At 71.3% G+C, this 25,278-nt stretch carries 22 protein-coding genes; 6 read left to right on the forward strand and 16 right to left on the reverse strand.

The window, feature by feature from the left end:
• Positions 1-50: 50 nt before the first annotated feature.
• The 5 genes from mmsB to ACZ6N8_RS12810 all read right to left on the reverse strand — a co-directional run bounded on the left by mmsB (position 51) and on the right by ACZ6N8_RS12810 (position 6,014).
• Complete coding sequence (mmsB, locus tag ACZ6N8_RS12790; protein WP_387113665.1) at positions 51-1,349, reverse strand: multiple monosaccharide ABC transporter permease; 1,299 nt, start codon at positions 1,347-1,349, stop codon at positions 51-53.
• Positions 1,346-2,893: a multiple monosaccharide ABC transporter ATP-binding protein gene (gene mmsA / locus ACZ6N8_RS12795; protein WP_364372023.1), complete on the reverse strand. Its 1,548-nt coding sequence runs from the start codon at positions 2,891-2,893 to the stop codon at positions 1,346-1,348. Before mmsA ends, mmsB begins: the two co-directional genes overlap by 4 nt.
• Positions 2,894-3,426: 533 nt before the next feature.
• A complete protein-coding gene (locus tag ACZ6N8_RS12800) occupies positions 3,427-4,605 on the reverse strand; it encodes a glutathione-independent formaldehyde dehydrogenase (RefSeq protein ID WP_466009702.1) in 1,179 nt (392 codons plus the stop codon).
• A 116-nt stretch (positions 4,606-4,721) separates the two neighbouring features.
• Positions 4,722-5,393, reverse strand: coding sequence for a maleylpyruvate isomerase family mycothiol-dependent enzyme (locus ACZ6N8_RS12805; RefSeq protein ID WP_466009704.1), 672 nt, complete (start codon positions 5,391-5,393; stop codon positions 4,722-4,724).
• A 222-nt stretch (positions 5,394-5,615) separates the two neighbouring features.
• On the reverse strand, positions 5,616-6,014 hold the full coding sequence (locus ACZ6N8_RS12810; protein ID WP_466009706.1) for a hypothetical protein: 399 nt from the start codon (positions 6,012-6,014) through the stop codon (positions 5,616-5,618).
• A gap of 277 nt (positions 6,015-6,291) precedes the next feature.
• Between ACZ6N8_RS12810 and ACZ6N8_RS12815 the strand changes: the two genes are divergently transcribed.
• Positions 6,292-7,548: a family 16 glycosylhydrolase gene (locus ACZ6N8_RS12815; protein ID WP_466009708.1), complete on the forward strand. Its 1,257-nt coding sequence runs from the start codon at positions 6,292-6,294 to the stop codon at positions 7,546-7,548.
• Positions 7,549-7,708: 160 nt separating this feature from the next.
• On the forward strand, positions 7,709-8,731 hold the full coding sequence (locus ACZ6N8_RS12820) for a DUF4331 family protein (RefSeq protein WP_466009709.1): 1,023 nt from the start codon (positions 7,709-7,711) through the stop codon (positions 8,729-8,731).
• Positions 8,732-8,800: 69 nt separating this feature from the next.
• On the opposite strand, the gene ACZ6N8_RS12825 is transcribed toward ACZ6N8_RS12820, so the two are convergent.
• A complete protein-coding gene (locus ACZ6N8_RS12825) occupies positions 8,801-9,031 on the reverse strand; it encodes a DUF2188 domain-containing protein (RefSeq protein ID WP_466009711.1) in 231 nt (76 codons plus the stop codon).
• Between the two features lie 72 nt (positions 9,032-9,103).
• Positions 9,104-9,763, reverse strand: coding sequence for a M23 family metallopeptidase (locus tag ACZ6N8_RS12830; protein WP_466009845.1), 660 nt, complete (start codon positions 9,761-9,763; stop codon positions 9,104-9,106).
• Positions 9,764-9,885: 122 nt separating this feature from the next.
• On the opposite strand from ACZ6N8_RS12830, the gene ACZ6N8_RS12835 reads away from it, so the two are divergent.
• Genes ACZ6N8_RS12835 through ACZ6N8_RS12845 form a run of 3 tightly spaced genes read left to right on the forward strand, consistent with a single transcriptional unit; the run spans position 9,886 to position 13,615 of the window.
• Positions 9,886-12,291 carry a PEP/pyruvate-binding domain-containing protein gene (locus ACZ6N8_RS12835; RefSeq protein WP_466009713.1) on the forward strand — a complete coding sequence of 802 codons (2,406 nt, stop codon included), beginning with the start codon at positions 9,886-9,888 and terminating at the stop codon, positions 12,289-12,291.
• Positions 12,288-12,983: a PH domain-containing protein gene (locus tag ACZ6N8_RS12840; RefSeq protein WP_466009715.1), complete on the forward strand. Its 696-nt coding sequence runs from the start codon at positions 12,288-12,290 to the stop codon at positions 12,981-12,983. Before ACZ6N8_RS12835 ends, ACZ6N8_RS12840 begins: the two co-directional genes overlap by 4 nt.
• A gap of 53 nt (positions 12,984-13,036) precedes the next feature.
• Positions 13,037-13,615, forward strand: coding sequence for a TetR/AcrR family transcriptional regulator (locus ACZ6N8_RS12845; protein WP_466009716.1), 579 nt, complete (start codon positions 13,037-13,039; stop codon positions 13,613-13,615).
• 29 nt (positions 13,616-13,644) lie between these two features.
• Here ACZ6N8_RS12845 and ACZ6N8_RS12850 read toward each other — a convergent pair whose 3' ends face one another.
• The 9 genes from ACZ6N8_RS12850 to ACZ6N8_RS12890 form a co-directional block, all read right to left on the reverse strand.
• Positions 13,645-14,991: an N-acetylmuramoyl-L-alanine amidase gene (locus tag ACZ6N8_RS12850; RefSeq protein WP_466009718.1), complete on the reverse strand. Its 1,347-nt coding sequence runs from the start codon at positions 14,989-14,991 to the stop codon at positions 13,645-13,647.
• Between the two features lie 64 nt (positions 14,992-15,055).
• Positions 15,056-16,225 carry a M23 family metallopeptidase gene (locus ACZ6N8_RS12855; RefSeq protein WP_466009719.1) on the reverse strand — a complete coding sequence of 390 codons (1,170 nt, stop codon included), beginning with the start codon at positions 16,223-16,225 and terminating at the stop codon, positions 15,056-15,058.
• Between the two features lie 27 nt (positions 16,226-16,252).
• A complete protein-coding gene (locus ACZ6N8_RS12860) occupies positions 16,253-17,119 on the reverse strand; it encodes a MauE/DoxX family redox-associated membrane protein (protein WP_466009721.1) in 867 nt (288 codons plus the stop codon).
• 83 nt (positions 17,120-17,202) lie between these two features.
• Entirely contained in the window at positions 17,203-17,799 is a 597-nt protein-coding gene (locus tag ACZ6N8_RS12865; protein WP_466009723.1) for a cell wall protein, read from the reverse strand.
• Between the two features lie 16 nt (positions 17,800-17,815).
• On the reverse strand, positions 17,816-18,229 hold the full coding sequence (locus tag ACZ6N8_RS12870; RefSeq protein WP_466009725.1) for an RlpA-like double-psi beta-barrel domain-containing protein: 414 nt from the start codon (positions 18,227-18,229) through the stop codon (positions 17,816-17,818).
• 234 nt (positions 18,230-18,463) lie between these two features.
• Entirely contained in the window at positions 18,464-19,777 is a 1,314-nt protein-coding gene (locus ACZ6N8_RS12875) for a hypothetical protein (protein ID WP_466009727.1), read from the reverse strand.
• Between the two features lie 13 nt (positions 19,778-19,790).
• Positions 19,791-21,317, reverse strand: coding sequence for an alkaline phosphatase D family protein (locus ACZ6N8_RS12880; RefSeq protein ID WP_466009729.1), 1,527 nt, complete (start codon positions 21,315-21,317; stop codon positions 19,791-19,793).
• Positions 21,318-21,418: 101 nt separating this feature from the next.
• Complete coding sequence (locus ACZ6N8_RS12885; protein WP_466009731.1) at positions 21,419-22,402, reverse strand: TolB family protein; 984 nt, start codon at positions 22,400-22,402, stop codon at positions 21,419-21,421.
• A complete protein-coding gene (locus tag ACZ6N8_RS12890) occupies positions 22,399-23,673 on the reverse strand; it encodes an MFS transporter (RefSeq protein WP_466009733.1) in 1,275 nt (424 codons plus the stop codon). Before ACZ6N8_RS12890 ends, ACZ6N8_RS12885 begins: the two co-directional genes overlap by 4 nt.
• A gap of 222 nt (positions 23,674-23,895) precedes the next feature.
• Between ACZ6N8_RS12890 and ACZ6N8_RS12895 the strand changes: the two genes are divergently transcribed.
• Entirely contained in the window at positions 23,896-25,275 is a 1,380-nt protein-coding gene (locus ACZ6N8_RS12895) for a CBM96 family carbohydrate-binding protein (protein ID WP_466009735.1), read from the forward strand.
• The last annotated feature ends 3 nt before the right edge of the window (positions 25,276-25,278 follow it).

A 25,278-nucleotide genomic window follows, 5' to 3' on the forward strand; every position in this document is an offset into this window, starting at 1 on the left:
GTGAGGACTTGCCTTTCTGGATGTGAGACGGGTGGAGAGGTCGGTGGCCGTCAGCCGGACACCGCTGCCTTGGCGGGCTCGCGCTCCGCGTCCGGCGGTGAGGCGGGTGGGGCGGAGTCGTCGCGACGGAACGGCCGCATCAGGCTCCCGATGATGGAGAAGCGCCCCTGGCTCTTGTTGTAGACGTCGATCGCGACGGCCAGCAGCAGGACCAGACCCTTGATGATCTGGACGCGGTCGGTGCCGACGCCCATGAGCTGGAGGCCGTTGTTGAGCACGGCCATGACGAGACCACCGACGATCGAGCCGCTGATGGTGCCGATACCGCCGGAGACCGCCGCGCCACCGATGAAGACCGCGGCGATGGCGTCCAACTCCCAGCCGTTGCCGTCCTGCGGTCCGGAGGCCGCCGAACGGGCCACGAAGATCATGCCGGCAAGCGCTGCCAGGACGGACATGTTCATCATGACGAAGAAGTTGACCCGCTTGAGCTTCACGCCGGACAGCTCGGCCGCCCGGGAGTTGCCGCCCACCGCGTAGATGTGCCGGCCACCTGCCGTGTTGCGGGTGTAGAAGGAGTACGCGATGACCAGGACCACCAGGATGATTCCGGAGATCGGGAAGCTGGTGCCGACGCGGCCACTGGCGAAGCGCAGCGAGGCGAAGGCGATGACCCCGACCATGACGGCCATCCGCAGGATCGAGATCCACATCGGCGCCGGGTCGGCGTCCATGGCCCGACGGGTCTTGCGGGCCTGGATCTCGCGCCACACCACCGCCACCGCCGCGGCCAGACCGAGCAGCAGCGTCGCGTTGTTGTAGCCGGTGTTCGGGCCGAACTCGGGCAGGAAGCCCGAGCCGATCTCCCGGAAGCCCTCGGGCACCGGAATGGTGTTGGCGTTACCGATGAACTGGTTGCCACCGCGGAAGAGCAGCATGCCGGCCAGCGTGACGATGAACGCCGGCACCCCGATGTACGCCACCCAGAAGCCCTGCCAGGCACCGATGATCGCACCGATGGCGAGGCCGAACAGGATGGCGACGGGCCAGGGCAGCGACCATTCGGCCATCGACTTGGCCACCAGGATGCCCGCGAAGGCGGCGACCGAGCCGACCGAGAGGTCGATGTGCCCGGCCACGATCACCATGAGCATGCCGATGGCCAGAATCAGAATGTACGAGTTCTGCTGGAACAGCGCGATCAGGTTGTCCGACCGCAGGGTGAGGCCGTCGGTCAGGATCTGGAACAGGACGACGATCGCCACCAGGGTGAAGATCATTCCGAACTGTCGAGCGTTGGAGGTGGTGCCTCCGAACAGGTTCTTCTGAAGGTCCTTCAATCGGCTCATCGTGTGGCCATCTTCTTCGTCGAGGTCATCTGCTTCATGAGGTTTTCCGGGGTGGCGTCGGCCCGGGCGATCTCGCCCGTGATGGCACCCTCGAACACGGTGTAGATGCGGTCGCAGAGCCCGATCAGCTCGGGCAGCTCCGAGGAGATGACGATGACGCCCTTCCCCTGGTCGGCGAGCCGCTGGATGATGCCGTAGATCTCGTACTTGGCACCGACGTCGATGCCGCGTGTCGGCTCGTCGAGGATCAGCAGGTCCGGGTCGGTGAACATCCACTTCGCCAGGACGACCTTCTGCTGATTGCCGCCGGAGAGCTTGGAGACGCTCTCGTCGACAGTCGGGGCCTTGGTCCGCAACTCCTTGCGGTACGCCTCGGCCGCCTGGTACTCCTCGACCTCACTGAGGACGCCGTGGTGCGAGATCTTGGACAGCTTGGCGGCCACCGTCGAGGACTTGATGTCGTCGAGCAGGTTGAGGCCGATCGCCTTGCGGTCCTCGCTGACGTACGCGAGCCCGTTGTCGATGGCGTCCGCCACCGACTTCAGGACGATCTCCTTGCCGTCCTTGATGATCGTGCCCGACTCGTACACCCCGTAGGAGCGGCCGAAGACACTCATCGCGAGTTCCGTACGGCCCGCGCCCATGAGACCGGCGAAGCCGACGATCTCGCCGCGGCGCACCACGAAGCTCTCGTTCTTGCAGACCTGCCGCTCGGCGGAGATCGGGTGCCTGACGTTCCAGTCGCGGACCTCGAAGAAGACGTCGCCGATCTTCGGGGTGTGGTCCGGGAACCGGCTGCTCAGCTCGCGGCCGACCATGCCCCGCACGATCCGGTCCTCGTCGACCCCGTCCGCCTTGACGTCGAGGGTCTCCACGGTCCGGCCGTCGCGCAGGATGGTGATCTGGTCGGCGATCGCCTCGATCTCGTTGAGCTTGTGCGAGATCATGATCGAGGTGATGCCGCGCGAGCGGAAGCCGCGCAGCAGGTCCAGCAGGTGCCGGGAGTCCGCCTCGTTGAGCGCGGCCGTCGGCTCGTCGAGGATGAGCAGCTTCACGTCCTTGGCGAACGCCTTGGCGATCTCCACGAGCTGCTGCTTGCCGACGCCGATGTCCTTGATCAGGGTGTCCGGGTCCTCCTGGAGGCCGACCCGGGCCATCAGGTCCAGGGCCATCCGGTTCGCGGCCTTCCAGTCGATCGCGCCCCGCTTGCGCGGCTCGTTGCCGAGGAAGATGTTCTCGGCGATCGACATGCCCGGAATGAGCGCGAGCTCCTGGTGGATGATCACGATTCCGGCGTTCTCGCTGGCCCGGATGTCGGAGAACCGGCTCTCCGAACCCTGGTAAATGATCTTGCCGTCGTAGCTGCCGTACGGGTAGACCCCGCTGAGGACCTTCATCAGCGTGGACTTGCCCGCGCCGTTCTCGCCGCAGATGGCATGGATCTCGCCGGCGCGAACCACCAGGTTGACGTCGGAGAGGGCCTTGACTCCGGGGAACTCCTTGGTGATGGAACGCATCTCAAGGAGGATGGGCACGTCGCTCATCGCTCGTACCACCTCGCCAACGTCATCGGTTGCCTCCGGAAGGTTGAACCTTCACTTGGTTTTGTTGTTGACGGCAACGTATTGCGGCGGAGCGGCCATCCGCAAGGCGAGGGCCTGTTGAAAATGTAACAATCCGGCAATATAGACGTAACGCTGTCTTCGCCCGTCACAGCCGCCCCCGCAGCCACTCACGGCACCTTCCCGCGCGGGTGGCAACGTTGTCAAATGGCAGTGGCGCGGCGGTTGACGCCGCCCGACCCTTGACAAGCCCCACCACCAGGGGTGATCCGCAGTGACCGGAGGACCAGCGACGTACCCGCGCGCCCGCCACAATCGAACGATCGTGAAGGGAACACCACTCCGGCGCCCCCTGCGGGACGCCACGGCGACCCTCGACCACATGTGTGACCCGCGCCTCTACGGCGGCACCGGATCGACGACCGTCGCCTCGACACGCCCGCCACCAGGAGAGGGATCCCGCACCTTAACGCCGGTTACTGCCGATTCGCGGCAGTCGGCCGCGATCCGATCGGTCAACTCGGGCGCAGCACCGCCTTGATCACGCCATCCTCCCGGCGGTCGAAGCGGCGATACAGATCGGGCGCGTCGTCGAGGCTGCCGTGGTGGGTCACGATCACGCTGGGTCGGGCCCGGCCGGCGACGACCATGTCGCGCAGCAGCACCGTGTAGCGGCGGTCGTGGGTACGGCCGAACCGCACCGCGACCCCCTTGCTGAACAGCGTCCCCCACGCCGCGACCAGGTTCTCGTGGCCGTCCGCGCCGGGGCGCGGGTGCAGGTCCTTCTCCGGGTACACCCCGGCGACCGCGATCGCGCCCGCGGGATTGACCAACCGGGCCGCGTCGGAGATCACCTGATCGGGGCGTTCCTGCTCCGGGCGCTCCCGGTCGCGGGCCTGGAAGCCGACCGCGTCGATGACCTTGTCGACCCCGCCCAGCTTCTCCTCGCCGAGCGGAAGCCCCGACCGGGCGCGGTCGGCGCGGATCTGCTCGACCGGATCTCCGCGCCGGAAGTCGACGGGCACCGCCCCGATCTCGCCGGCCTTGTCGAGCCGCGCGTCCACACCGTCGACGCAGTAGACGACCCGGGCGCCCCGGAGCAGCGCCGAGTACGCGCCGAGCAGACCGATGGTGCCCGCGCCGAACACTGCCACCGTGTCACCGGGCTCGACCACCGCCAGAGCGGCGGCGGCATGCCATCCGGTGACGAACGCGTCGGCGAGCAGCACGAAGTCGTCCTCGTACGCGTCCTGCGGCTCCCCGGGCACGGGAACGCAGTTGGCGTCGGCCCACGGCACCCGCAGCAGCTCGGCCTGCGCGCCCCGGTACGGCCCCATACCTGCGTAGCCGTACGCCGCGCCCGGCCCCTCGGCCCGCGCCCGCAGACACGCCGCCGACAGCCCCCTGGCGCACATCACGCACGTGCCGCAGAACAGGTGGGTGGGGATCACCACCCGGGTGCCCGGCCGGACGGTCTGCACCGCCCCGCCGACCTCCTGCACCACGCCCAGCGGCTCGTGACCGAGCACCAACCCGGGGTCGGCCCCGGTGCGCCCGTCGTACATGTGCAGGTCGGTGCCGCACAACGCGCTGGAGGTGATCCGGACGAGCGCATCGGTCTCCTCCTCGATTGTCGCGTCGGGCACCTCGCGCACGGCGACCGTCCGGACGTCCGCGTAGACGACGGCTCTCATCCGACCCCCTGTTCGGCACGGAGGCGGCAGGTCTTCCCCGGCCTGCGCCGTTCATGCCCGCACCTGGGTCCCGGCACGACCGGGCCGCACGGTGGACGCCTACCGCCCTGGTGGGGTCAGTGGCGCAGACGGTCCCGCAGGGTCGCGACGCCGTCGCCGGACAACTCGGCGAGGACGGCGGGCCTCCCGGTCAGCGCGAGCATCACCGCCTCCGCCTCGCCCCGGACCACCCGCCCCTGCCCCGACGCCCAGCCGATGTCGGTCGCCTCGAACCGCAGCCCGTCGGTGAGGCCCCGGGACACGAAGAAGCCGAGCGCGCGGCGGTGCACCAGGAAGTCCAGCGACGTCCGCAGCCGGTCCGGACGCAACTCGTGCGCGAGGCCCAGCGGGCGGCGGATGTCCTGCCCGTGCACCTGAAGGTCGGTGAGCTGGCCGAAGTATCCGACGCGCGGCGCGCGGAACGGCGTCTCGGCGTTCTCGCGAAGCAGCGCCGAGATCTGCCCGACGGGGCGGTGGGCGACCATCTCGGCCAGCCGGGCGTTGGCCTCGTGCAGGTTGAACCCGCTGCGCAGGAGGATCGGCAGGAACCAGCGGCGGCGGGCCGCGAACGGGGCGACGAGGTGAGCGGCCACCTGCCGGACGGTCCAGGCTCCGCACAGGCTTGGCGCGTCCAGCTGCGCGGGGGTGAGCGCGTCGATCAGGTCAGCGGCTCGTCGTCGTTCATCGCTGATCATGGCCATGATCTCGGTGGCGGTCGGACCTGACACACCATCGGACAACGCGGTCATCGGCATTCTCCCCCCGTGGGACGCAGCCACCACCACGACAAGTGGACTTCCGGTCAGTATGCCGGGCACAGGCGTCCCGGCTCCTCCCCCGCGAGGGGGATCCGCGGCGCGTGGGGCCACCACTGTCCACCCCGGACATGTCATCGTCGGGGGACGATGCCCCGGCGGACCGACGGACCGGATCGGTTCTCGCTGACAGTGCCCCCGGGTGCGGGTCGGCGATCAGCTGACCTGGGCCACCGGCGTCGGGCGGTGCCGGATCTCCTCCATGAACGGGAACTGGGCGGTGAGCTCGGCGACCGTCAACCCCGCCTGCCATGCCGAGGCGACCTGGGCGACCTGTGCCAGGTCCATGACGTCGCCGCGCGCGATGATCTCCCCAGCGACCCGAAGATCGATCATGAAGTATCGGGCCTGCGATCCCAGCTTGACGCAGACCACGCCCTGGCCGGAGTGCAGCTCGGCGCAGGTGAACCGGCTCCGCCCCTGCTCCGGGGCGGTGACCCGGCCGAGGTCGAGGCCGTGGCGGGCGGCGGTTTCGATGAGCGCGGGGGCCAGGCCACCTTGCTCGACCAGGTCCGGGTAGAGGCGCACACCCAGTGCCGCCGACGCGTCGCTCATGACTGACTCCCACTTCCTTGTGACAGAGACCAGCAGCGCGCAGGTTACGGGGAGGTTTCCTGCGAACCTCGTCATCCTGTCCCGGGTGGACGCTCCACGGCAATAGGAAGGGTCGATTCGACCGCTATCGAGGGGTGCGATCGGGCGGTAACGGACGGTCGTCGTATTGGAAACACTCTTGACAGAAAGCAACGATATCGACATGCTTCGCTTCAGAGAGCGCTCTCCACCTCTCCGGCGCGCAGCCTCCGCCACCCTCTTCACCGAGGAGCCCCCCGTGTTCACAGCCCGCCCCGCACCCCGTCTCCGACCCCTCCTCCTCGCGGCGGTCGCCCTCGTCACCACCGCCGCCGCCCTCGCCGTCCCCGCGCAGTCCGACCGCGCCGAGGCCGCCATCGGCCCGATCACCTGGCAGGACGAGTTCAACGCCCCCGCCGGCGCCCCCGTCGACCAGAACAAGTGGCGCTTCGACATCGGCGGCGGCGGCTGGGGCAACAACGAGCGGCAGTACTACACCAACAGCACAAGCAACGCCGTCCACGACGGCCAGGGCAACCTCGTCATCACCGCCCGCCGGGAGAACCCCGGCAACTACCAGTGCCACTACGGGCGCTGCGAGTACACCTCGGCCCGTCTGCTGACGGCGGCGACCTTCACCCAGACGTACGGCCGTTTCGAGGCTCGCATCAAGATCCCGCGCGGTCAGGGCATCTGGCCGGCGTTCTGGATGCTCGGCACCGGCGGCGGGTGGCCCGACGCGGGCGAGATCGACGTCATGGAGAACATCGGCCGGGAACCCAACACCGTCTACGGCACCGTGCACGGGCCCGGCTACTCCGGGAGCGGAGGCATCACCGGCAGCCGCACCATCGGCGCTCCGCTCGCCGACGGCTTCCACACCTACCAGGTGGACTGGGAGCCGAACGCGATCACCTGGTACCTGGACGGGGTGCAGTACCACCGGGTCGACCCCGCCCGGCTCGGCGGCAACCGGTGGGTGTTCGACCACCCGTTCTTCATGATCCTCAACGTGGCGGTCGGCGGTAACTGGCCCGGCTATCCGGACGGCTCCACCCAGTTCCCGCAGCAGATGCTCGTCGACTACGTCCGGGTGTCCAGCTACACCTCCGGCGGAGGCGACCCCGCGCCCGGCACCAGCCGGATCCGGGGGGCGCAGAGCGGTAGGTGCATCGACATCCCGAGCGCCAACCCGGTCGAGGGCGCCAAGCTCCAGATCTGGGACTGCAACACCACAGCCGCCCAGGCGTGGACCTTCGCCTCCGACGGGACCGTCCGCGCGATGGGAAAGTGCATGGACCCGGCCTGGGCCGGCACCGCCAACGGCACCGAGGTCAACCTCGTCAGCTGCAACGGCAACCCGGCCCAGCGATTCACCCTCAACGGCGCGGGCGACCTGGTCAACCTGAGCGCCAACAAGTGCGTGGACGTACGGGAGGCCAACCCCAACAACGGGGGCAAGCTGCACCTGTGGGACTGCATCGGCGCCGCCAACCAGAAGTGGTCTCGCATCTGACCACGCCGGCGTCGACGAGCGGGCCGCCCGAGAGGCTTCGGGCGGCCCACCGTCGGGTACGGCGTACCGGGCCACCGGAGCGACCCGGATTCCGCCGACGCAGGTCGGTTCACGCCCTATGTTCGGATTATCCATATCCGACCGTTCCGGGAGTGAGCCCATGTCCCACCATCTCGACACCCCCCTCGCCGCCCAGGGCGGTCAGCTCTACATCGACGACCTGTACGTCTTCGAGGGCGACCGCTCCACGGTGTTCGTCATGGACGTCAACAGCTCGGTGACCAGAGCCGACATCAAACGAGGCTTCCACGCCGAGGCGCGTTACGAAATCAAGATCCATTTCAACGGCGCGGAGATGGAGGAACTGACCTACCGCTTCGCCTTCGGCGAGCCGGACGGCGAGGGCAGGCAGGCCCTCCAGCTGTACGAACTCACCGGAGCCGACGCCCGCGACGACGCCGCGATGGGCACCCCCATCGCCGAGGGGCGGACCGGCGAGATCACGACCGGCGGCAACGTCCGGATCTGGGCCGGACGGATCACCGACCCGTTCTTCGTCGACCTCGACGAACTGGCCACCATCAACGGCGCGGTCAAGGACGGTTCGCGGGTGGACCGCTCAGCGTGGCGGGCCGACCAGGCCAAGAACAGCTTCGCCGGCACGACTGTCGAGTCGATCGTCCTCGAGGTCTCCCAGGACGAGCCGCTGCTGCGCGACGGCACCGAGATCGGCGTGTGGTGTCGTACCCTGCTCGCCACCGACGCCGGCGGATGGCGGCAGATCAACCGCGCCGGGCACCCGATGATGTGGCCGATCTTCTGGCCCCACGACACCGACTTCTCGGATCCCGCCAACTTCCGGCACCCCAGCAGGGACCTGCCCGACGGCGGAGAGGAGATCGCCACAGCGGTCGCGGGGGTCGTGGCGGCGAACGGCACCGCACCGGACCCGCAGGCGTACGGCTGGAGCGTTGCCCGCCAGCTCTACCCGGACGTGTTGTCGTACACGGTCGGCACGGCCGCGACCTTCGGCTTCGCCTGTCGCAACGGGCGCACGATGGCCGACAACGCGCCCGAGGTGATGTTCTCCCTGGTCCTCAACACCGGTACGACCTCCGGCCTCACGTCTGATGTCACGAAGGCCGCCCGCGCCGCCACGTTCCCGTACGTGGTACCGGCCTGACCGGCGCACGAAAGCGGACCGACCCCCTCGGTCACGCCGAAGAGGTCGGTCCGCCTGCCGCTGCTGCGGTCAGCCCGCGATGTCGCGGGGATCGCGGCTGCGGGGGTAGGTGTTCTTCTCCCCGATCGTGCCGTCCTGCTTCTTGATCACGTGCTCGACGCCCCGGTCGGCCGCCATCTCCCGGCCCTCGGCCTGCGCCTCGGCCTTCCCGTCGTGCGTGCTGCTGGCCCGCTCGTTGCCCTCCGGCTTGTTCTTCCACTGCCCGTCCTCGTGGTACGTGTCGACGTCACCCTTGGCCATGGCCGGCTCCTCACTGCGTCTGGACTGTCCCCCGGATCAGTGCCCCGAGTCGTGCCGGGCAAAACGGAGTCCTCAGGAGACGGCCGGGCAGTTGTTGCTCGTCCGCCTGACCGTGTACTCGCGATCGTCGGTGGTGATGCCCGACGGCGCGCCGTCGAAGTGGGTCTCCACCTTGTCCCAGCCGCGCCGCTGCTCGTAGTGCAGATGCGGGGCGCCGGAGTTGCCGGTGCTGCCGAGCCGCCCGATCTGCTCACCCTGGGCGACCTTCTGCCCGACCTCGACCAGCGGCGGTTCGAGCATGTGCAGGTACTGCGTCTCCCACTTGCCGCCGTGGTCGATCTTCACCCAGTAGCCACCGCCGCGACCGCGCGGGCCCTGCGGGTTCTCCGGGGTACGCCCACCGAGCGACCCGTTGATGCCTGCCACGGTGACCGTGCCGGCGTAGGACGCGAGCACCGGGCGACCCCAGGCCTCGCCCTCGGTGGGGAACAGGTCGACGTCGTAGTCGTCGTGGCCGGGGTAGGTGCCGAGCTGCCACGTCTCGCCGCAGGCGACAGGCATCTGGAAGAGCGGACGGGGACCGGCCGGTCGCAGCATCGGCACCACGACCACGGCGATGCCGAGGAGGGCCGCCACCGCGACGAGCGCCAGGAGGACACGCACGGCACGGCCGCGGGGACGGCGGTGGGTGCGGGCTCGGGTGGGGCGGCCGGTCGTCACCGGCCCGAGCATGGCAGACGCCGGCAACGCGCCCGCCCCGGGTCGGACGATCACCACCGCAGTTGCATTGCAGTCGCATCGTGAAAGAGCTACGGTGAACGCAATGCAGTCGTATTGCAAACGAGGGAGCACCCGTGCACGTGATCGCGTTGTCCGAGACGACCACCGAGATGGTCGACCTGGTCGGCGGCAAGGCGGCCGGGCTGGGCGAACTGATCCGGCGGGGTGAACGCGTCCCCGAGGGCTTCTGCGTCACCGCCGAGGCACACCGGCTCGGCGTCCTCCCCGAGGCGGAGATCATCGCCGCGTACCAGAGGCTCGGTGCCGGCCCGGTGGCGGTACGCTCCAGCGCCACCGCCGAGGACCTGCCGGACGCCAGCTTCGCCGGCCAGCAGGAAACCGTCCTGAACGTCACAGGCGCCGCCGAGGTCATCGCCGCGATCGGCACATGCTGGGACTCGCTGCACGGCCACCGCGCCACCGCCTACCGCGACGCCCGACGGATCGACAGTCAGCAGGTGTGGATGGCTGTCGTCGTGCAACGCATGGTCGCCCCGACGGTGGCGGGGGTGCTGTTCACCGCCAACCCGGTGACCGGCCGCCGTGACGAGATGGTGGTCGACGCCGCGCCGGGCCTGGGCACCACTGTGGTGGACGGCGCGACGACTGTGGACCACTACGTCCTCGACGGCGTCGACAGGGACGACACCGGCTGCCTGACGTCCGCGCACCTGGCCGAACTGCGCGGCACGGGCGAACGGCTCCAGGACCACTTCGGCTGCCCCCAGGACGTGGAGTGGGCGATCGACACGGACGACGTGCTGTGGCTGCTGCAGTCGCGACCGATCACCAGCCTGTTCCCCGCGCCGCCGGCCACCGACAAGCCCCTCCCCCGCGTCTACCTGGAGTTCGGGCACGTCCAGGGCATGCTGCGACCAGTGACGCCGATGGGTATGGCGACCCTGCGGGCGCAGATCACCGCGATGCTCGCCGCGCTCGGCGTCCGGGTCGAGATCGTCGACATCGGCGGCCGCCTCTACGGCGACCTGACCGACCTGGCGCGGGACAGGTCGTCCCGCCGGCGGCTGGTGAAGCTCCTGGCCGTCGACTTCGGCCCCCGGGCGCAGGCGGTGATGCGACACGTGCTCGCGGATCCGCGATTCGCCCCGGTCAGCGGCGGCACCGGCCGCGGCGCGGGGCAGGGCGCGGCGTCGCTGGGGACGGCCGGGCGCGCGGTGGTGGGGATCCTGCGGGCCCTGGCCCGTCCGGACACGGCGCGGATCCGGATGTTCCGGGCGGTCGAGCAGATGAGGGTACGCTCGGCAGCCCCGACCGACCTGCGGACCAGCGCCGACCGGCTGCGCTTCGTGCGGGAGGCACAGGACGCAGACGACAGCGCCGACGCGATCATGTGGCCGATCGTCGCGGGGATGCTCGCCGCCGCGCTGCCTGCCGCACTGCTCAAGGGCATCGCCGGCCCGGACGAGATCCACGCTGTGCTGGCCGGCATGCCGCACAACGTGACGATCGAGATGGACCTGGCGCTGTGGCGGCTCGCCCAGGGCGCGGGTGACCACCGTCAACTCCTGCTGGACACCCCGGCGGACGAGCTGGCCGCGCGTCACCTGAACGGAACGCTGCCCGACATCGGCATGACCGCCTTCCTCGACGAGTACGGCCACCGGGGCGTCGCCGAGGTCGACCTCGGTGTCCCCCGGTGGGCCGAAGACCCCACGCCCGTCTTCGCGGCGCTCGCCAACTACCTGCGCGTCACCGATCCGCGGCAGGGCCCCGACAAACGTTTCCACCGGGCTGCCGTGGCGGCGGAGGCGGCGCTGGAGGAGCTGGTCGCCCGGGCCCGCCGCCGGCGCCCGGTACGGGGCAGGCTCGCCGGATTCCTGCTGCGCCGCGCCCGGTCGTTGGCCGGCCTGCGCGAGGCAGGCAAGTTCGCCGGGTTGTACCCGCTGCGCGAGACCCGCCGACACCTGCTGATCATCGGGGCCGACCTGCACGGCGCCGGGTTGCTGGACCGGAGCGACGACATCATGTTCCTGACGCTCGACGAGGCGCACTCCGTCGTACACCAGGGTGTTGATCTGCGCGGCGTGGTCGCCGCGCGGCGGGCCGTGCACCGTCGGGAACTGCGTCGCCGGTCGGTGCCGGTGGCGCTGCTGTCCGACGGCACCGACGTCGAGACGGTCCTGCCGGCGACTGCCGCCGGCGAGGGGACGCTCGTCGGCGTGGGCGCGTCCGCGGGTCGGGTGACCGGACCGGCCCGGGTCGTGCACGACCCGGGCACCGCCCACCTCGAACCAGGCGACGTCCTGGTCGCCGCGACCACAGACCCCGGTTGGACCCCGCTCTTCCTCACCGCCGCCGCGCTGGTCACCGACACCGGCGCGATCATGGCCCACGGGCCCACAGTGGCCCGGGAGTACGGGATCCCCGCCGTCATCTGCGTGCCGGACGCCACCCGGACGATCACCACCGGGCAGCTCGTCACAGTCGACGGCGGCGCCGGAACGGTCACCCTCGGATGACCACCACCCCTACCGCGAGGACGACGATGACCGAGCCGGGACCACCCACCGCGACGACCGTGGGCCAGCTGCTGCGCCGGGCGGCGACGGCCGAGGCGGCGATGTGGCGAAGCCTGCACCTGTGGGCGCGACGACGCCCGCTGCCACTGGAACCCGGCGACGAGCCGTTCGGCTATCTCGGCGTGGTCAAGCCCATCCTCGTCATCTTCATCGTCCTGTCGGCTGTCGAGATCCCGATCTTCGACCTCGTCGTCACCCACGTCGTGCCGTGGCGGCCCGCCCGCTGGATCGTGCTGGGCCTCGGCGTCTGGGGTCTGCTCTGGATGATCGGCCTCTTCGCCAGCATGACGATCCACCCGCACGTCGTCGGCGACACCGGCCTGCGGGTCCGGGTCAGCTCGGGAATCGACATCTGGATCCCGTGGACGGACATCGAGGCGCTGCGCAAGCGCTACCGCTCGCTGCCCTCCAGCAGATCCGTCCAGGTCGAGCGGGAGGGAGACCGACAGGTCCTGCACCTCGCCGTCGGCAGCCAGACGAGCATCGACGTCCTGCTGCGCCAACCGCTGACCTTCGACCTGCCCAAGGGCCGGTCCGCGCCGATGAACGAACTCCGGCTGTACGCCGACGACCCCGACGGCCTCCTGCGCAGCGCGCGGGGCACGCCGGCGGGCGACACCGCCCGCCGGTAGCCGCCGCCCACGGGCGGGGTGTCCGGGCCACCCACTGTGAAACGATCGAGGTCATGCCCAAGAAGGTCGACCACCAGGAGCGACGCACCCTCATCGCGGACGCGCTGATGCGGGTCGCCGCGGACCAGGGCCTGGAGGCGGTGAGCCTGCGTCACGTGGCCGCCGCGGCCGGCGTGTCCGCCGGGATGGTCCAGCACTACTTCCGGACCAAGGACGAGATGATGGCGTTCGCGTTGAGCGTGGTGCGCGAGCGCGGCCAGGTCCGGGTCACCGAGGCGGTGCGGCGGCTGGGCGAGAACCCCTCCCCCCGGCTCCTGCTCCGGACGATGATCGCCGCGCTGCTGCCGCTCGACGACCGGACCCGCGACGACGGCCGGGTGGCGTTGGCGTTCCTCGCCTACACGGCGGTACGACCGTCGGCCGCGCCCGGTCTCCGCGCGGACACCGCGCAGCTGACCAGCTTCATCGCCAGCGTCCTGCCCACGAGGGACGCGGCCGCGGCGGCCGGCCTGCTGGCGCTCATGGAGGGGCTGGGCGTCTACCTGCTGGGTGGGCAGTACACCCCCGAGCAGGCGCTGGACGCCCTGGACGCCCACCTCGACCTGCTGTTCGGCGCACCGGCGACCGCCTGAGCGACGGTCGCCGGGGCCGATCCGCGCCGTCAGCAGCGCGGCACGTTCGGGATGTACCCGTCGTACCCGGTGAGCAGGTACGCGTCCGAGACGTAGCGGTTGGTGCCGATCCGGTTCCACACGGAGGTGGTGCCGTACGGGCCGGTGACGGTGCTGCCGACCGCCTGGCAGTAGATGGAGACCGTGGCGCCGTCGGCGACCGAGCCGACGACCGGATAGCTCGCCCCCGGGCCGGAGCGCACGTTCAGGGTGCTCGCGCTGGTGTTCACCGTGCCCGAGCCGATGCCGGTGATCCCGTTCACCAGTTGCAGGTAGTAGGTCCAGTTCCAGTTCGGGCCGGGGTCGGTGTGGGTGGCGCCGGGCACCTCGTTGTGGCCGATGATGTGCGCCCGGTCCCTGGGTATGCCGTACTTCGTGGTGAGGTTGCGGGTCAGGGTGGCGGACTGGCGGTACATCGCGTCGGTGAACCAGGCCGGATTGTCGACGTACCCCTCGTGCTCGATGCCGACCGACTGGGTGTTGTAGGTCCAGTTGCCGGCGTGCCAGGCGATGTCCTTCTCCCGCACCGACTGGGTGACCGCGCCGTCCGAGGAGCGGACGGTGTAGTGCGCGCTGGCCTGGGCGGCCGGGTTCTGGAACCAGCTGACCGTCCCGGCGTACGAGCCCTGCGCGAAGTGGATGACGACGCGGTTCACGGGGTGGCTGCCCGGCCGGCTGGCCACCGTGTAGTTGCTCGTGCTGGCCGGCGCCCACGCGGCCGGCCCGTAGTCGGTGCTGAGGGTGCCGACCCCGCCGGGCACCGCGACCCGCTCCAGGGCGCCCCGGCGCGGCGCGACAGGCCGACCGGCCACCGCCTCACCACGCGTCGGCGCGATCCCGACGCGCAGCAGGTCGTAGACGGTGTCCGCGTAGAGCCGCGCGACCGACGGCTCGGCGGCGCCGCCGTACCTGGCGACAGGCACGTACCACCCGTTCACGTCGTCGCGGGCCGGGGCGGTGAGGCCGGCGTGGTCGGCGTACGACCGCAGCACGGCGGCCGCCCCGAGGACGTTCGCCGCGGTGTCGGCGCGCAGCGTGGCCGGACTGAGTCGGGTGAGGGTGGCCGCCTCGTCCAAAGTGCGGTCGGTGGCCAGGTGCATGAGCCCGTACCCGCCGGCCGTGCTGGCCGCGCCGCCGTGCGGGTCGAGCCGCGACTCGGCGTACCCGAGGGCGACAAGCAGGTCGCGGGGAACGTCGTACCGCGCGGCGGCGGTGTCGAACGCGGCGGCCAGCGGGGCGGCCGACGCGGGCGTCCCCCCGGGGTCGGCGACGGCAGGTGACGCGACCGCGACGGTCAGGGCGGTGGTCAGGGCGAGCAGGGAGGTTCGAACGGACATCAGCACTCCTCGGGAGGACTGGGGTGGGCGGCCGGTTGACCACCCACCCCGGCGGTCGAACTCGTCAGCACCAGCCGTTGACCGGACCGTTCACGCCGGTCCACAGGTACGCGTCGGACACCCAACTGCCGTCGCTCAGGCGGTCCCAGAGCGCCGTGGTGCCGTACCGCCCGGTGTGCGAGGTCCCGTTGGCGGAGCAGGAGACGGTGACTGTCGCGCCGTCGCCCAGTGAACCGAGCGAGCCGTAGCCGGTGCCCGGCCCGGCACGTCGGGTGAGCGCCCCGCCGCCGTTCGCGTCGACGACCGCCTGGTTGAAGCCGAGCGCGCCGTAGTTGTACAGGCCGCCGCCGACGCCGGCCCAGGCCGAACCGTGCCGCGCCCCGCCCTGGTACGCGGCGGACCCGTTGGCCAGCACCCACTTTCCGATGTCGTGGTCGGCGATCGGCACGTACGCGCTGTTCTGCCGCAGCCCGAAGTGCACGTGCCGGCCGTACGCCGCCCCGCCGCAGGTGACGTCGGTGCCGGTGTTGCCCAGCACGGCGCCCTGGCCGACGCCGAGGCCGTTGACGGAGATGCTGTTCCACAGGTGGTAGTAGTCGGTCGAGTAGCCCCGGTCGTGGATGACCCGGATCCATCCCTGACACATCGTGTACGCCGTGCCGGCGCGGGCGGCGCGGACCACCTGGTCACCACCGGCCAGGTCGACCGAGCTGTACGGCCACTCGGTTCCGCCCCAGCCGTGCGGGCCGCTGGTGAGCGTCCACGTCTGGCCCACGCCGAACGGCAGGGCCATTCCGGTGCGGAAGTCCCCGCCCGCGTAGAGCGGAGTGGGGGTGGCGGTGAGCACGCCCCTCTCCTGGTTGCTCACCAATGGCGATTCGGCGGCCAGCGCGGCGAAGGTGGCCTCGCCGTCGAAGGCGACCCGCCAGCCGGTGGGCTCGGACCGGGCGATGAAGACCGAGCCGGTCGGGTGGGCGTCCTCCTGTCGGGGCGCGAGGGCGACAGCGGTGCCGAACGCCCACCGGCCGCTGGTGCGGCTGACGGTGACCCGGGTTTCCGGTCGCGTGGCGGCAGTGGACAGTTCGGCCGCGCCGAGCAGTTTGGCGGTCACCGCGGCGGTGAGCGTGGAGGTGACGGGCGCCGCCGAGGCGGCGCCCGGTGTCGCCCCGATCAGACTGGTGAGCATCAACAGGGCGGCGGCCGCGCCGCCGACCAGTCGTCGGCTGTGTCTCATCGTGCCCTCACTTTCGGTGCGGCGGGTTCAGGCCGGGGCGACGGAGAGCCGACGGCCGCTGGCGGGCGGGGCGCCGGCCAGGCTGAGCAGGGTGTGACCGGTGACGTCGTCGACGACGGCGACCCGCACCCGGTCGGGGTCCCGATCGGCCAGTGGCACGGCGAACACCGCCGTGACAGGTCGACCCTTGTAGCGCGCGGCATGCCCGACGAAGCGCCAGTCGCCCTCGTCCCAGTGCTCCCGCACGTCGGAGCGCAGCAGCGGCGCCACCCGTCGATAGGCGTCGCTGAGCTGGAGTTGGTGCACGGACGCGAGCAGCGGTACGCCGGAGCCGCCGCGCAGCGGGTGGGTCAGGGCGGCGCGCAGCCGTCGCAGCGGCAGCAGCCAGTGCCGGTCCAGCTCCGGGGAGAGCGCCACCACCGCCGCCAGTTCGACGAGCAGGACGGCGCCGCCGGTCACGGGCCGGCCGGTCAGGGCGGGCAGCCAACCGTCGGTGGTCGTCACGGCGAGCGCGCCGGCCACCAGTAGCAACCCGGCGCGGGCGATTCCGCGGCCGGAGACGGGGGTGGCCCGTGCGCTCAGGCAGCCGCAGGAGGAGTTCGGGCTGACCCGGCGGGCCCAACCGAGGTAGGCCAGGAAGCCGGTGGCCAGCCCGGTCGCGGCCAGCGCCTCCACCCGCAGGACGGGCGGCAGCAGGAGCAGCGCGCCGAGGGTGGCCTCGATGCCGCCTAGGAGCCGGTACGCGGGCAGCGCCCGCCGGTTGCCGACGAGCTGTCCGAGGGCCGAACGGTCGACGGTCCGGGCGGCGTACGGGCTGAGCAGTTTGACGCGCGCCGACCAGATCAGCACCGCGCCCACGACAAGCGGCTGCACCGCCGCGATCAGATTGATCATCGGTTTCTCCCCTCGGGCCTCCCACGTGGGTGACCGGCGGTCGGCGGCGTGGCGCGGCGCTCGGGACGCCGCGCCCGGGCCGGCTAGGCGGCGGCGTAGACGGTGGCGATGTCGATCTCGTTGGTGTCCGGGTGCCAGGCGCCGAGCACCTGGACGTGCCGGCCGACGCGCAGCAGCGACAGGTCGCTGACCGCCGGGGTGCCGTTGTAGACGGCGGCGGACCGGTCCGGAACCACGTGCGCGACGATCCGCCGGCCCTGGTGGTCGAGGTGCAGCACGTTGCGGCCGACAGCGGCGATGTGCCCGTGCAGGTTGACGATGTTGACCCAGACCGAGTCCACGGCGAGCGTGCCGTCGGGCAGTCGGACGCCCCGGGCGTAGAGCCCGTCGCCGACGGCCATCTTGTCGAAGGTGGTGGGGTGCAGTTTCCAGATGCTCGTGCCGTCGGTGATCCGCAGCGAGTGCAGGACGGTGTCGGAACCGGTGACGAGCACCATGCTGCCGGAGATCTTGCTGATCCGGCCCTCGGCGAAGTTCGGGTCGGGCGCGCCCGGTTCGATGGTCGCCGGTTCGGCGGCGAAGGCGGCCTCCGGGGCGAGTGAGCCGAGGCCGGTGGCGCCGACGACGCCGCCGAGCGCCGCGGTGGCGAGCAGTCGCCGGCGGTCCAGGGTCTGGTTCATCGTGGCGTCCTCCCTCTCAGACCGTGTCGACCAGGCAGGGGCGCAGCCCGGTGGAGAGACTGGCGATGGCGCTGTACGCGGCGGGCGTCAGGTCGATGATCCGGTTGCTGCCGCAGGCGGAGCCGCAGCATGTGCGCTCGCCGCAGAACAGGTCGGTCTGGGGGCCGCAGTCGGCGATTGTGGTGCCGACCCGGGCACCCGTGCACAGGTTCGTGGTGTAGTGCCGGAAGCCGCAGCCGCGCCGGGCCATGCCGGTGACCCCGCACCGGTCCGGGCGGGTGATGGCCAGGCAGGCGTCCGAGGTGTTCGGCCAGGCGTGCTGGTAGTTGCCCGAGGTGCAGGTGCCGCAGGCGCCACCCCCGGTGGTACCGCAGGGACCCCAGGCGCTGCCGCAGCAGAACCACGACACCTCGCCTTGCAGAGCCGCCATGGAGGCCTCCTTCCCGTGACCTTAAAGAGACAGACGTAAATATTGACGATGATTGTTGTGGAGTAAACCACCGGAAGTCAATGCACACATCGAAAGTTTTCTACATCTCCGCTATTGCGGTACCGACCCCTCGGACCGGGCCGGGAGTGGGCGAGGATGAGTCCCGGCGTGACCCCTCGACGCGTACGGGCCGCGCCTCCGAACGCGAGACGCGGCCCGTTACCCCGATCCCGGTCAGCCCGCCGGGGCGGTGGCGGCCCGAGCCTTTCGTCGGCGCAGTTCGTCGGCCGGGACGAGCCAGGTGGAGTTCGTCGCCCCGAGGCCGAGGAGCACCTGGTCGAAGGCGTTCCCGTCGTTGTCGTCGGTGTAGCAGAGGCTCACCTCGCCCCACGGGGACGCGGCGACGGCGAGGTGCTCCTGCCGACCCGTGGTGGTCTGGCTCAGCGCCTGCGCGGCCAGTCGGCCGTCGAACGTGCCGTCGGGGTTGACGCCCCGCGCCCAGACGTCCGGGTTGGCGCCGGACACCGTCCAGCCCACCACCACGTTGTCCTCGTCGTCGATGCCGACACCGGGCGCGACGGCCCCGGCCCCGGTCGAGACCTGGACCTCGCCGTGCCGGGCAACGCCTGCGGCGGTGAACGACCGCGCCCAGACGCCCCGGGTGCCGGTGTGGTCCGACTCCCACCCGACGGTGAAGTCACCGGCGAATGTCGCCGCCACCGAGGCCCGCTGCTGCTGCCCGCCGCTCTGCGCGTTCGCCGTCCGTCGGGACAGCACCACAGCGCCGTTGGACCGGGCCAGCCGGGCCAGACCGATGTTGTACGAGCCGTTCGCGTCGGCGTCCTCCTCCCACACCACGAGCGCCTCGCCGGACGCCGACACCGCCACATCCGGACTGTGGTGCGCGCCTGTCGTCTGCGAGGCCGTCACCTCGTACCCCTTGGTGGTGGCGGCGGTGAAACCGGCGGCCCTGACTGTCGCGGGGGCGGTCCCCTGCACGTCCTCCCAGACCACAGTGAAGCCCACCGCGGCGGCGTTGGTGGGCGCGCCGTCCGGGTCGACCGCCACCTTCGGCCAGATCTGCTGGCCCGCGTCGGACGCGTTGGCCTGCCCGGAGCCGAGGACCGCACCGGCGGGCGACACCACCAGGTACTGGATGTTGTAGACGCCGTTGCCGTCCCCGTCGGCGGCCCAGACCACCACGGCGTTGCCCCGGTCGTCGAGCCCCACGTCGGGGCTGATGTGCCGCCAGGCCGCCCCGCTGGTGCCGCCGGTGGAGAGCTTCAGCTCGTACGCCGGTGTGCCGTCGCGGAACAGCCGCAGGTAGACCTCGCTGTGGGTGTCGTCCTGTGGTGCGGTCGAGTCCCGGTCGTCCTCCCAGACCACAGCGACGTGACCGGCGCGGTTCGTGGCGATGGCGGGCAGGTCCTGGTCTCCGGTGGCGACGCTGTTCGCGGTGGTCCAGGTGACAGCCGCGGCGGTGACGGCGATCGGGGCCGGCACCGGGACCAGCAGGGACGCGGCGAGCAGTGCGGAAAGTGGGGTCATGGCTGGCTCTCCTTCATCCGGCCTGGAGGCCGGGCTGGCCGTCGAGGATGACGAACGACCGCACCGTGGACGCCGCCGCGCCGTGTTCGGTCACCGTGTTCACCGCGCGGAAGTCCGCGCGGACCTGGCTGCGGCTGATCGTGGTACGCACGTAGCCGCGCCGGTCCGAGTAGAACTTCAGGTGCGGGTTGGCCGCCGCGTTCGGGACGGTGGTGCTGCCGCTGCCGTCGCCGGTCGAGCTGATCGAGGTGCAGACCAGTTCGGTGCCGATAATGGCCGAGGACGGGTTGGCGTAGTCGGCCTTCAGCTCGTTGGCCCACGACCGGTGCACGTCGCCGGTGAGCACCAGAGGGTTGCGCACTCCCCGCTGCTGCCAGCCGGCCTGGATCCGGCTCCGCGAGGCCCGGTAGCCGTCCCAGGCGTCCATACTCGACGCGCCGGCCGCGTCGAGCTGCTGGGCGAAGAACACCTGCTGGCCGAGGATGTCCCAGGTGCCGGAGCGCTGGGCCAGCCCGTCCAGCAGCCACGCCTCCTGGGCGGCGCCGGTCAACGACCGGGAGGCCAGGTCGGCGTCCGCGCAGACCTTCCAACCGTCCCCGCACGCCTGGTCGTCGCGGAACTGCCTGGTGTCGAGCATGTGGAACGTGGCGAGCCGCCCCCACCGGATCCGCCGGTACAGCGGGATGCTGTTGCCGTTCGCGGCGGACGCCGGCCGCAGCGGCATGTTCTCGTAGTAGGCCCGGTACGCGGCGCTGCGCCGGGCGGTCCACTGCGCGGCGGTAAGCGTCGGGCTGCTGTCGTTGCGGACCATGTTGGCGTAGTTGTTCTCCACCTCGTGGTCGTCAGGTACGACGAGCCAGGGTGCCGCCGCGTGCGCCGCCTGCAGGTCCGGGTCGGACTTGTAGAGCGCGTACCGGCGGCGGTAGTCGGCGAGCGAGACGATCTCGGCGCCGACGTGCTGCCGTACGGCGGAGGTGTTCACCCCACCCTCGTAGATGTAGTCGCCCAGGTGCAGGATCAGCCCGGGGTTGTCCTCGGCCATCCGGCGGTAGGCGGTGTAGTAGCCGGCCTCGTAGTGCGCGCAGGAGGCGAAGGCCATCACCAGGTCGCGGCCAAAGCTGCTGGGGGCCGGGGCCGTCCGGGTCCGCCCGACCGGGGAGATCTGCCCCTGGGCGCGGAACCGGTAGAAGTAGTCGGAGTCGGCGGCGAGCCCTCCCGCGACGGCGTGCACCGAGTGCGCGTCGGCGTAGCGGGCGACCACCGAGCCGGAGGCGACGAGCGAGGTGAACCGGTCGGTGGTGGACACCTGCCACTCGACTGTCACGTCGGTATCGGCCATGCCGCCCTGCCCGTCGGCGTTGAGCGGCGAGGGTGCCAGCCGCGTCCACAGGACCACGCTGTCGGGCGCCGGATCACCTGACGCCACACCGAGTTTGAAGGGGTACGGCACCGCGGCGCGGGCACCCTGGCGGGGTGTCACCGCGACGCCGGCAGCCACGAGTCCACCGAGGACGAAGATGCGACGGCTCAACCTTGTCATGGTCGACAGCCTCGGGAACGTCGATGAACGGCGATGGGTATGGCGCGGAATCCGGCATGACGGGATGCTGTCCGCACCAAGGCGGTCAGGTGTCCTGACCGTCAGGTGAGCGGCGAGGGCGACTCCGCGCCAGGGATCAGGAGCGTCGGCGTACCGGACCCGTCCGCCGGGACGCTCCACACGTCCGGCCGGCCGTCACTCCCGCGCAGCGTGTAGGCGAGAGTCGCGCCGTCGAGCCAGGCGGCCTGGTCGTCGACGCTCGACGTCTCGGCCGTCGCGGTCACCCGCATGCTCGCCAGGTCGAGGACCGACAGCCGCCAGCCCTTCGCCGGGTCGGCGTCGATCGCCTCCTTGAAGGCCAGCCGGGTGCCGTCGGGCGACAGCGACGGGCACTCGACGTTCTCCTTCACGGTCTCCACGGTCCGGGCGGCGAGGTCACCCCGCACGAGGTAGCGCCGTCCCTGGGTCGACAGGGTCGCGTAGAAGCGGTTGTCGTCGGCGGTGAAGGTGACGCCCCAGTAGTTGATGTCCGCGTTGCGGTAGCCCCTGCCGTCCCGCGTGATCGCGAACCCCTCGAGCGACTGCACCGTCGCACCGGTGACGGTGTCGAGGATGCCGGTGCGGGTGGAGAAGCCGCTCGCGGTGTAGGAGTCACCGCCGACGAACGTCGTCCACGAGACCATCCGCCCGGACGCCGACACCCGGGCCCGGTTCGGCAGGCCCGGCACGCTCACGGCGCGCGTCTGACGCAGCGCGGAGTCGAGCACGACGACCTGGTACGACCAGGCGGTCTCCGGCCGCAGGCAGACACCGGTGCCGGCGGCGGCGTACACCCGCAGGCACTCCAGAGCGGACACGGTGCGCGGCCCGTCCGGGTCGGCAGCGGCGACCGAGGAGACGTACCGGTCGGTGACGGCGAGCAGCCGCGGGCCGGGCGTGAGGGTGACGGCCCGTTCGCCGGTGGCGGGTGGCGGGGTCCGGGCCGGTCCCGCCGCGGTGGCGGCGTAGCCGGCCGCCACGGTGCCCAGCAGCACGGCCGAGGCGGTCACCACGGCGATCTTCGCGCGGGTCGACATCGTGGTCATCGGGACACCCTCCGGGCAGCGGGACGGGACGGCGAGGCGAGCAGGAGCAGCGTGCCGACGAGAACGACGCCGACCGCGAGGGCCGCGGCCCGGACCGCGGTCTGCGGCCCCCACGCCTGCCAGGCCAGGCCGAACAGGATCGAGGAGACGAGGTACGCCAGCGCCTGCCCGGTCTGCACGAGGGCGATTCCGGTGGTCCGCAGTCGCGCCGGCAGCACCGGACCGGCGAGCGCGATGAGCACCCCGTCGGTGGCCGCGTAGAACGTGCCGTACAGCGCAAGCGTCACCGCGAGCACCGGCCAGCCGTGCGTCGGCCCGGACAGCAGCAGGTACGTCACGCCGAGCGCCGCGTACCCGCACACCACCACCGGCAGCCTGCCGATCCGGTCAGCCAGCACCCCGAGGGGCGCGGCGAGCAGCAGGTACGCCAGGCTGGTGCCGACCGCGAGGAGCGGGAACCAGCGCAGACCGAGGTCCTCGCGCCGTTGCAGCAGCAGGTATACGAACCCGTCGCCGATGGTGGACAGGCCGAGCAGCGCCGCCGCCAGCACGAGGCGGCGCGCCGGCCGGCTGCGCAGCAGTCCGAACGCCTCGCCGACGGAGACCCTCGGGTCGTCCGGCCCGTCGGTCGGCACACCGGACGGCCGCTCCCTGACGAACAGCACGAGCACGACGACGGCCAGGGCGGCGACGCAGAAACTGGTGACGAACACCGCGTCGTACGACTGCCCGACGGCCAGCAGGACCGCGAACGCGGCGAGCGGGCCGAGGAACGCGCCGACGCTGTCCATGGCCCGGTGCACCCCGAACGCGCGCCCGAGCGCCTCGGGTGGGGTGGACAGCGTGATCAGCGCGTCGCGGGGCGCGCTGCGGATCCCCTTGCCGAGCCGGTCGACGGCGATGACGGCGCCGATCGCCGGCACCGACCGGCCGGCGAGCAGCAGGCCGAGCTTGGCGACCGCCGAGAGCGCGTAGCCGGTGCCCGCGATCAGCTTGCGCCGCCGGAACCGGTCGGCGACGAATCCACCGACGACCCGCAGCAGTGCCGTGGCGCCGGTGTGGACGCCGTCGAGCACACCGAACGCCACCGGGCTCAGGTGCAGTCCCAGCACCAGGTAGAGCGGCAGGACGGCGGCGACCATCTCGGCGGAGACGTCGGTGATCAGGCTGACCGTGCCCAACGCGACGACGTTGCCACTGACCATGGCGATCCGTCGGCGTCGTGGCCCGGGCGGGTCGGTGACCGGTCGGGAGACGGTCGACAGGTACACGAGCATCTCCTCGGATCGACGGCTGACGGTCAGCCATCGTGCGGAACCGCTCCGACCGGCCACAAGGGAGGGCGCGTGACGGCCGGGCGTGCGGTTGGTGAACGCTCGCCGAACACCGAGGTGTTCGCCTGGCGGGACGCACTGTTCACCCGCGCGTGGCCCGCCGGCTGATCGGCCTTCCTACATTCCTTGCGCCTCACACCCGTAGCGAAGGAGTCCTGGATGGACATTCGATTTCCCCGCCCGTCGGTGACGGTGGGGGTGGTCGCGGTGCTGCTCGCCTCGACGGCCGCCGTCGTCGTGACCGGAGCGGGCGCGGCTTCGGCCGCGAGCGTGACGTTCACGCCGGTCGCCGACACCTACGTCCAGAGCGACACGGCGTCCACCAACTACGGCACCTCCGCGCAGCTCGTGGTGGACAACTCGCCGGTGCGGCGCTCGTTCCTGCGCTTCACCGTCAGCGGGGTCAGCGGCACGGTGACCGGCGCGAAGCTGCGACTGCGCACGATCAGCGGCAACGACGGCAGCGACGCCGGCGGCACGTTCCGGCGGATGTCCAACACGACCTGGTCGGAGACCGGCACCACCTGGAGCAACCAGCCGACCATCGACGGCGCCACACTCGGCTCGATCGGAGCGGTCAGCGGCGCCAGCTGGTACGAGGTCGATGTCACCGCCGCGGTCACCGGCAACGGCACGTACAGCTTCGGCGCGACCTCGACCAGCGGCGACGGCGCCTACTACGGCACCCGCGAGAGCGGAGCGGACGCGCCGCAACTGGTGGTCACCACCGGGACCACCACGCCGCCGACGTCAGGTGACCCGGTCTTCGTGGGCGCCGGCGACATCGCCAACTCCGGCTCCGGCGACACCGCCACCGCCGCGCTGCTGGACAGCATCCCCGGCACCGTCTTCACCACCGGCGACAACGTGTACGACAACGGCACCGCGTCGCAGTTCGCCAGCTACTACGAGCCCACCTGGGGTCGGCACAAGGCACGCACCCGCCCGTCGCCCGGCAACCACGACTACAACACCTCGGGCGCGACCGGCTACTACAGCTACTTCGGTACGGCCGCCGGCCCGAGCGGTCGCGGCTACTACTCCTTCGACCTCGGCAACTGGCACATCGTGTCGTTGAACTCCAACATCAGCATGTCCGTCGGGTCGGCGCAGGAGCAGTGGCTGCGCGCGGACCTGGCCGCCAGCGGCAAGCCGTGCACGCTGGCGTACTGGCACCACCCGCTGTTCACGTCCAGCTCCAACCACGCGCCGTCGACGTCGACACGCCCGCTGTACCAGGCGCTCTACGACTACAACGCCGACGTCGTGGTGTGGGGCCACAACCACGTGTACGAGCGGTTCGCCCCGATGAACCCGGCCGGCGGGGCCGACGCCACCCGGGGCATGCGCAGCTTCGTGGCCGGGATGGGCGGTGCGAGCCACTACGGCTTCGGCACCGTCCAGCCCAACAGCGAGGCACGCAACAGCTCGGCGTACGGGGTCCTGAAGTTCACCCTGCACGCCGGCAGCTACGACTGGCAGTTCGTGCCGGTCGCCGGCCAGACGTACACCGACAGCGGCACCGCCACCTGCCACTGACCG

This window comes from Micromonospora sp. NPDC047521 (assembly GCF_055587305.1).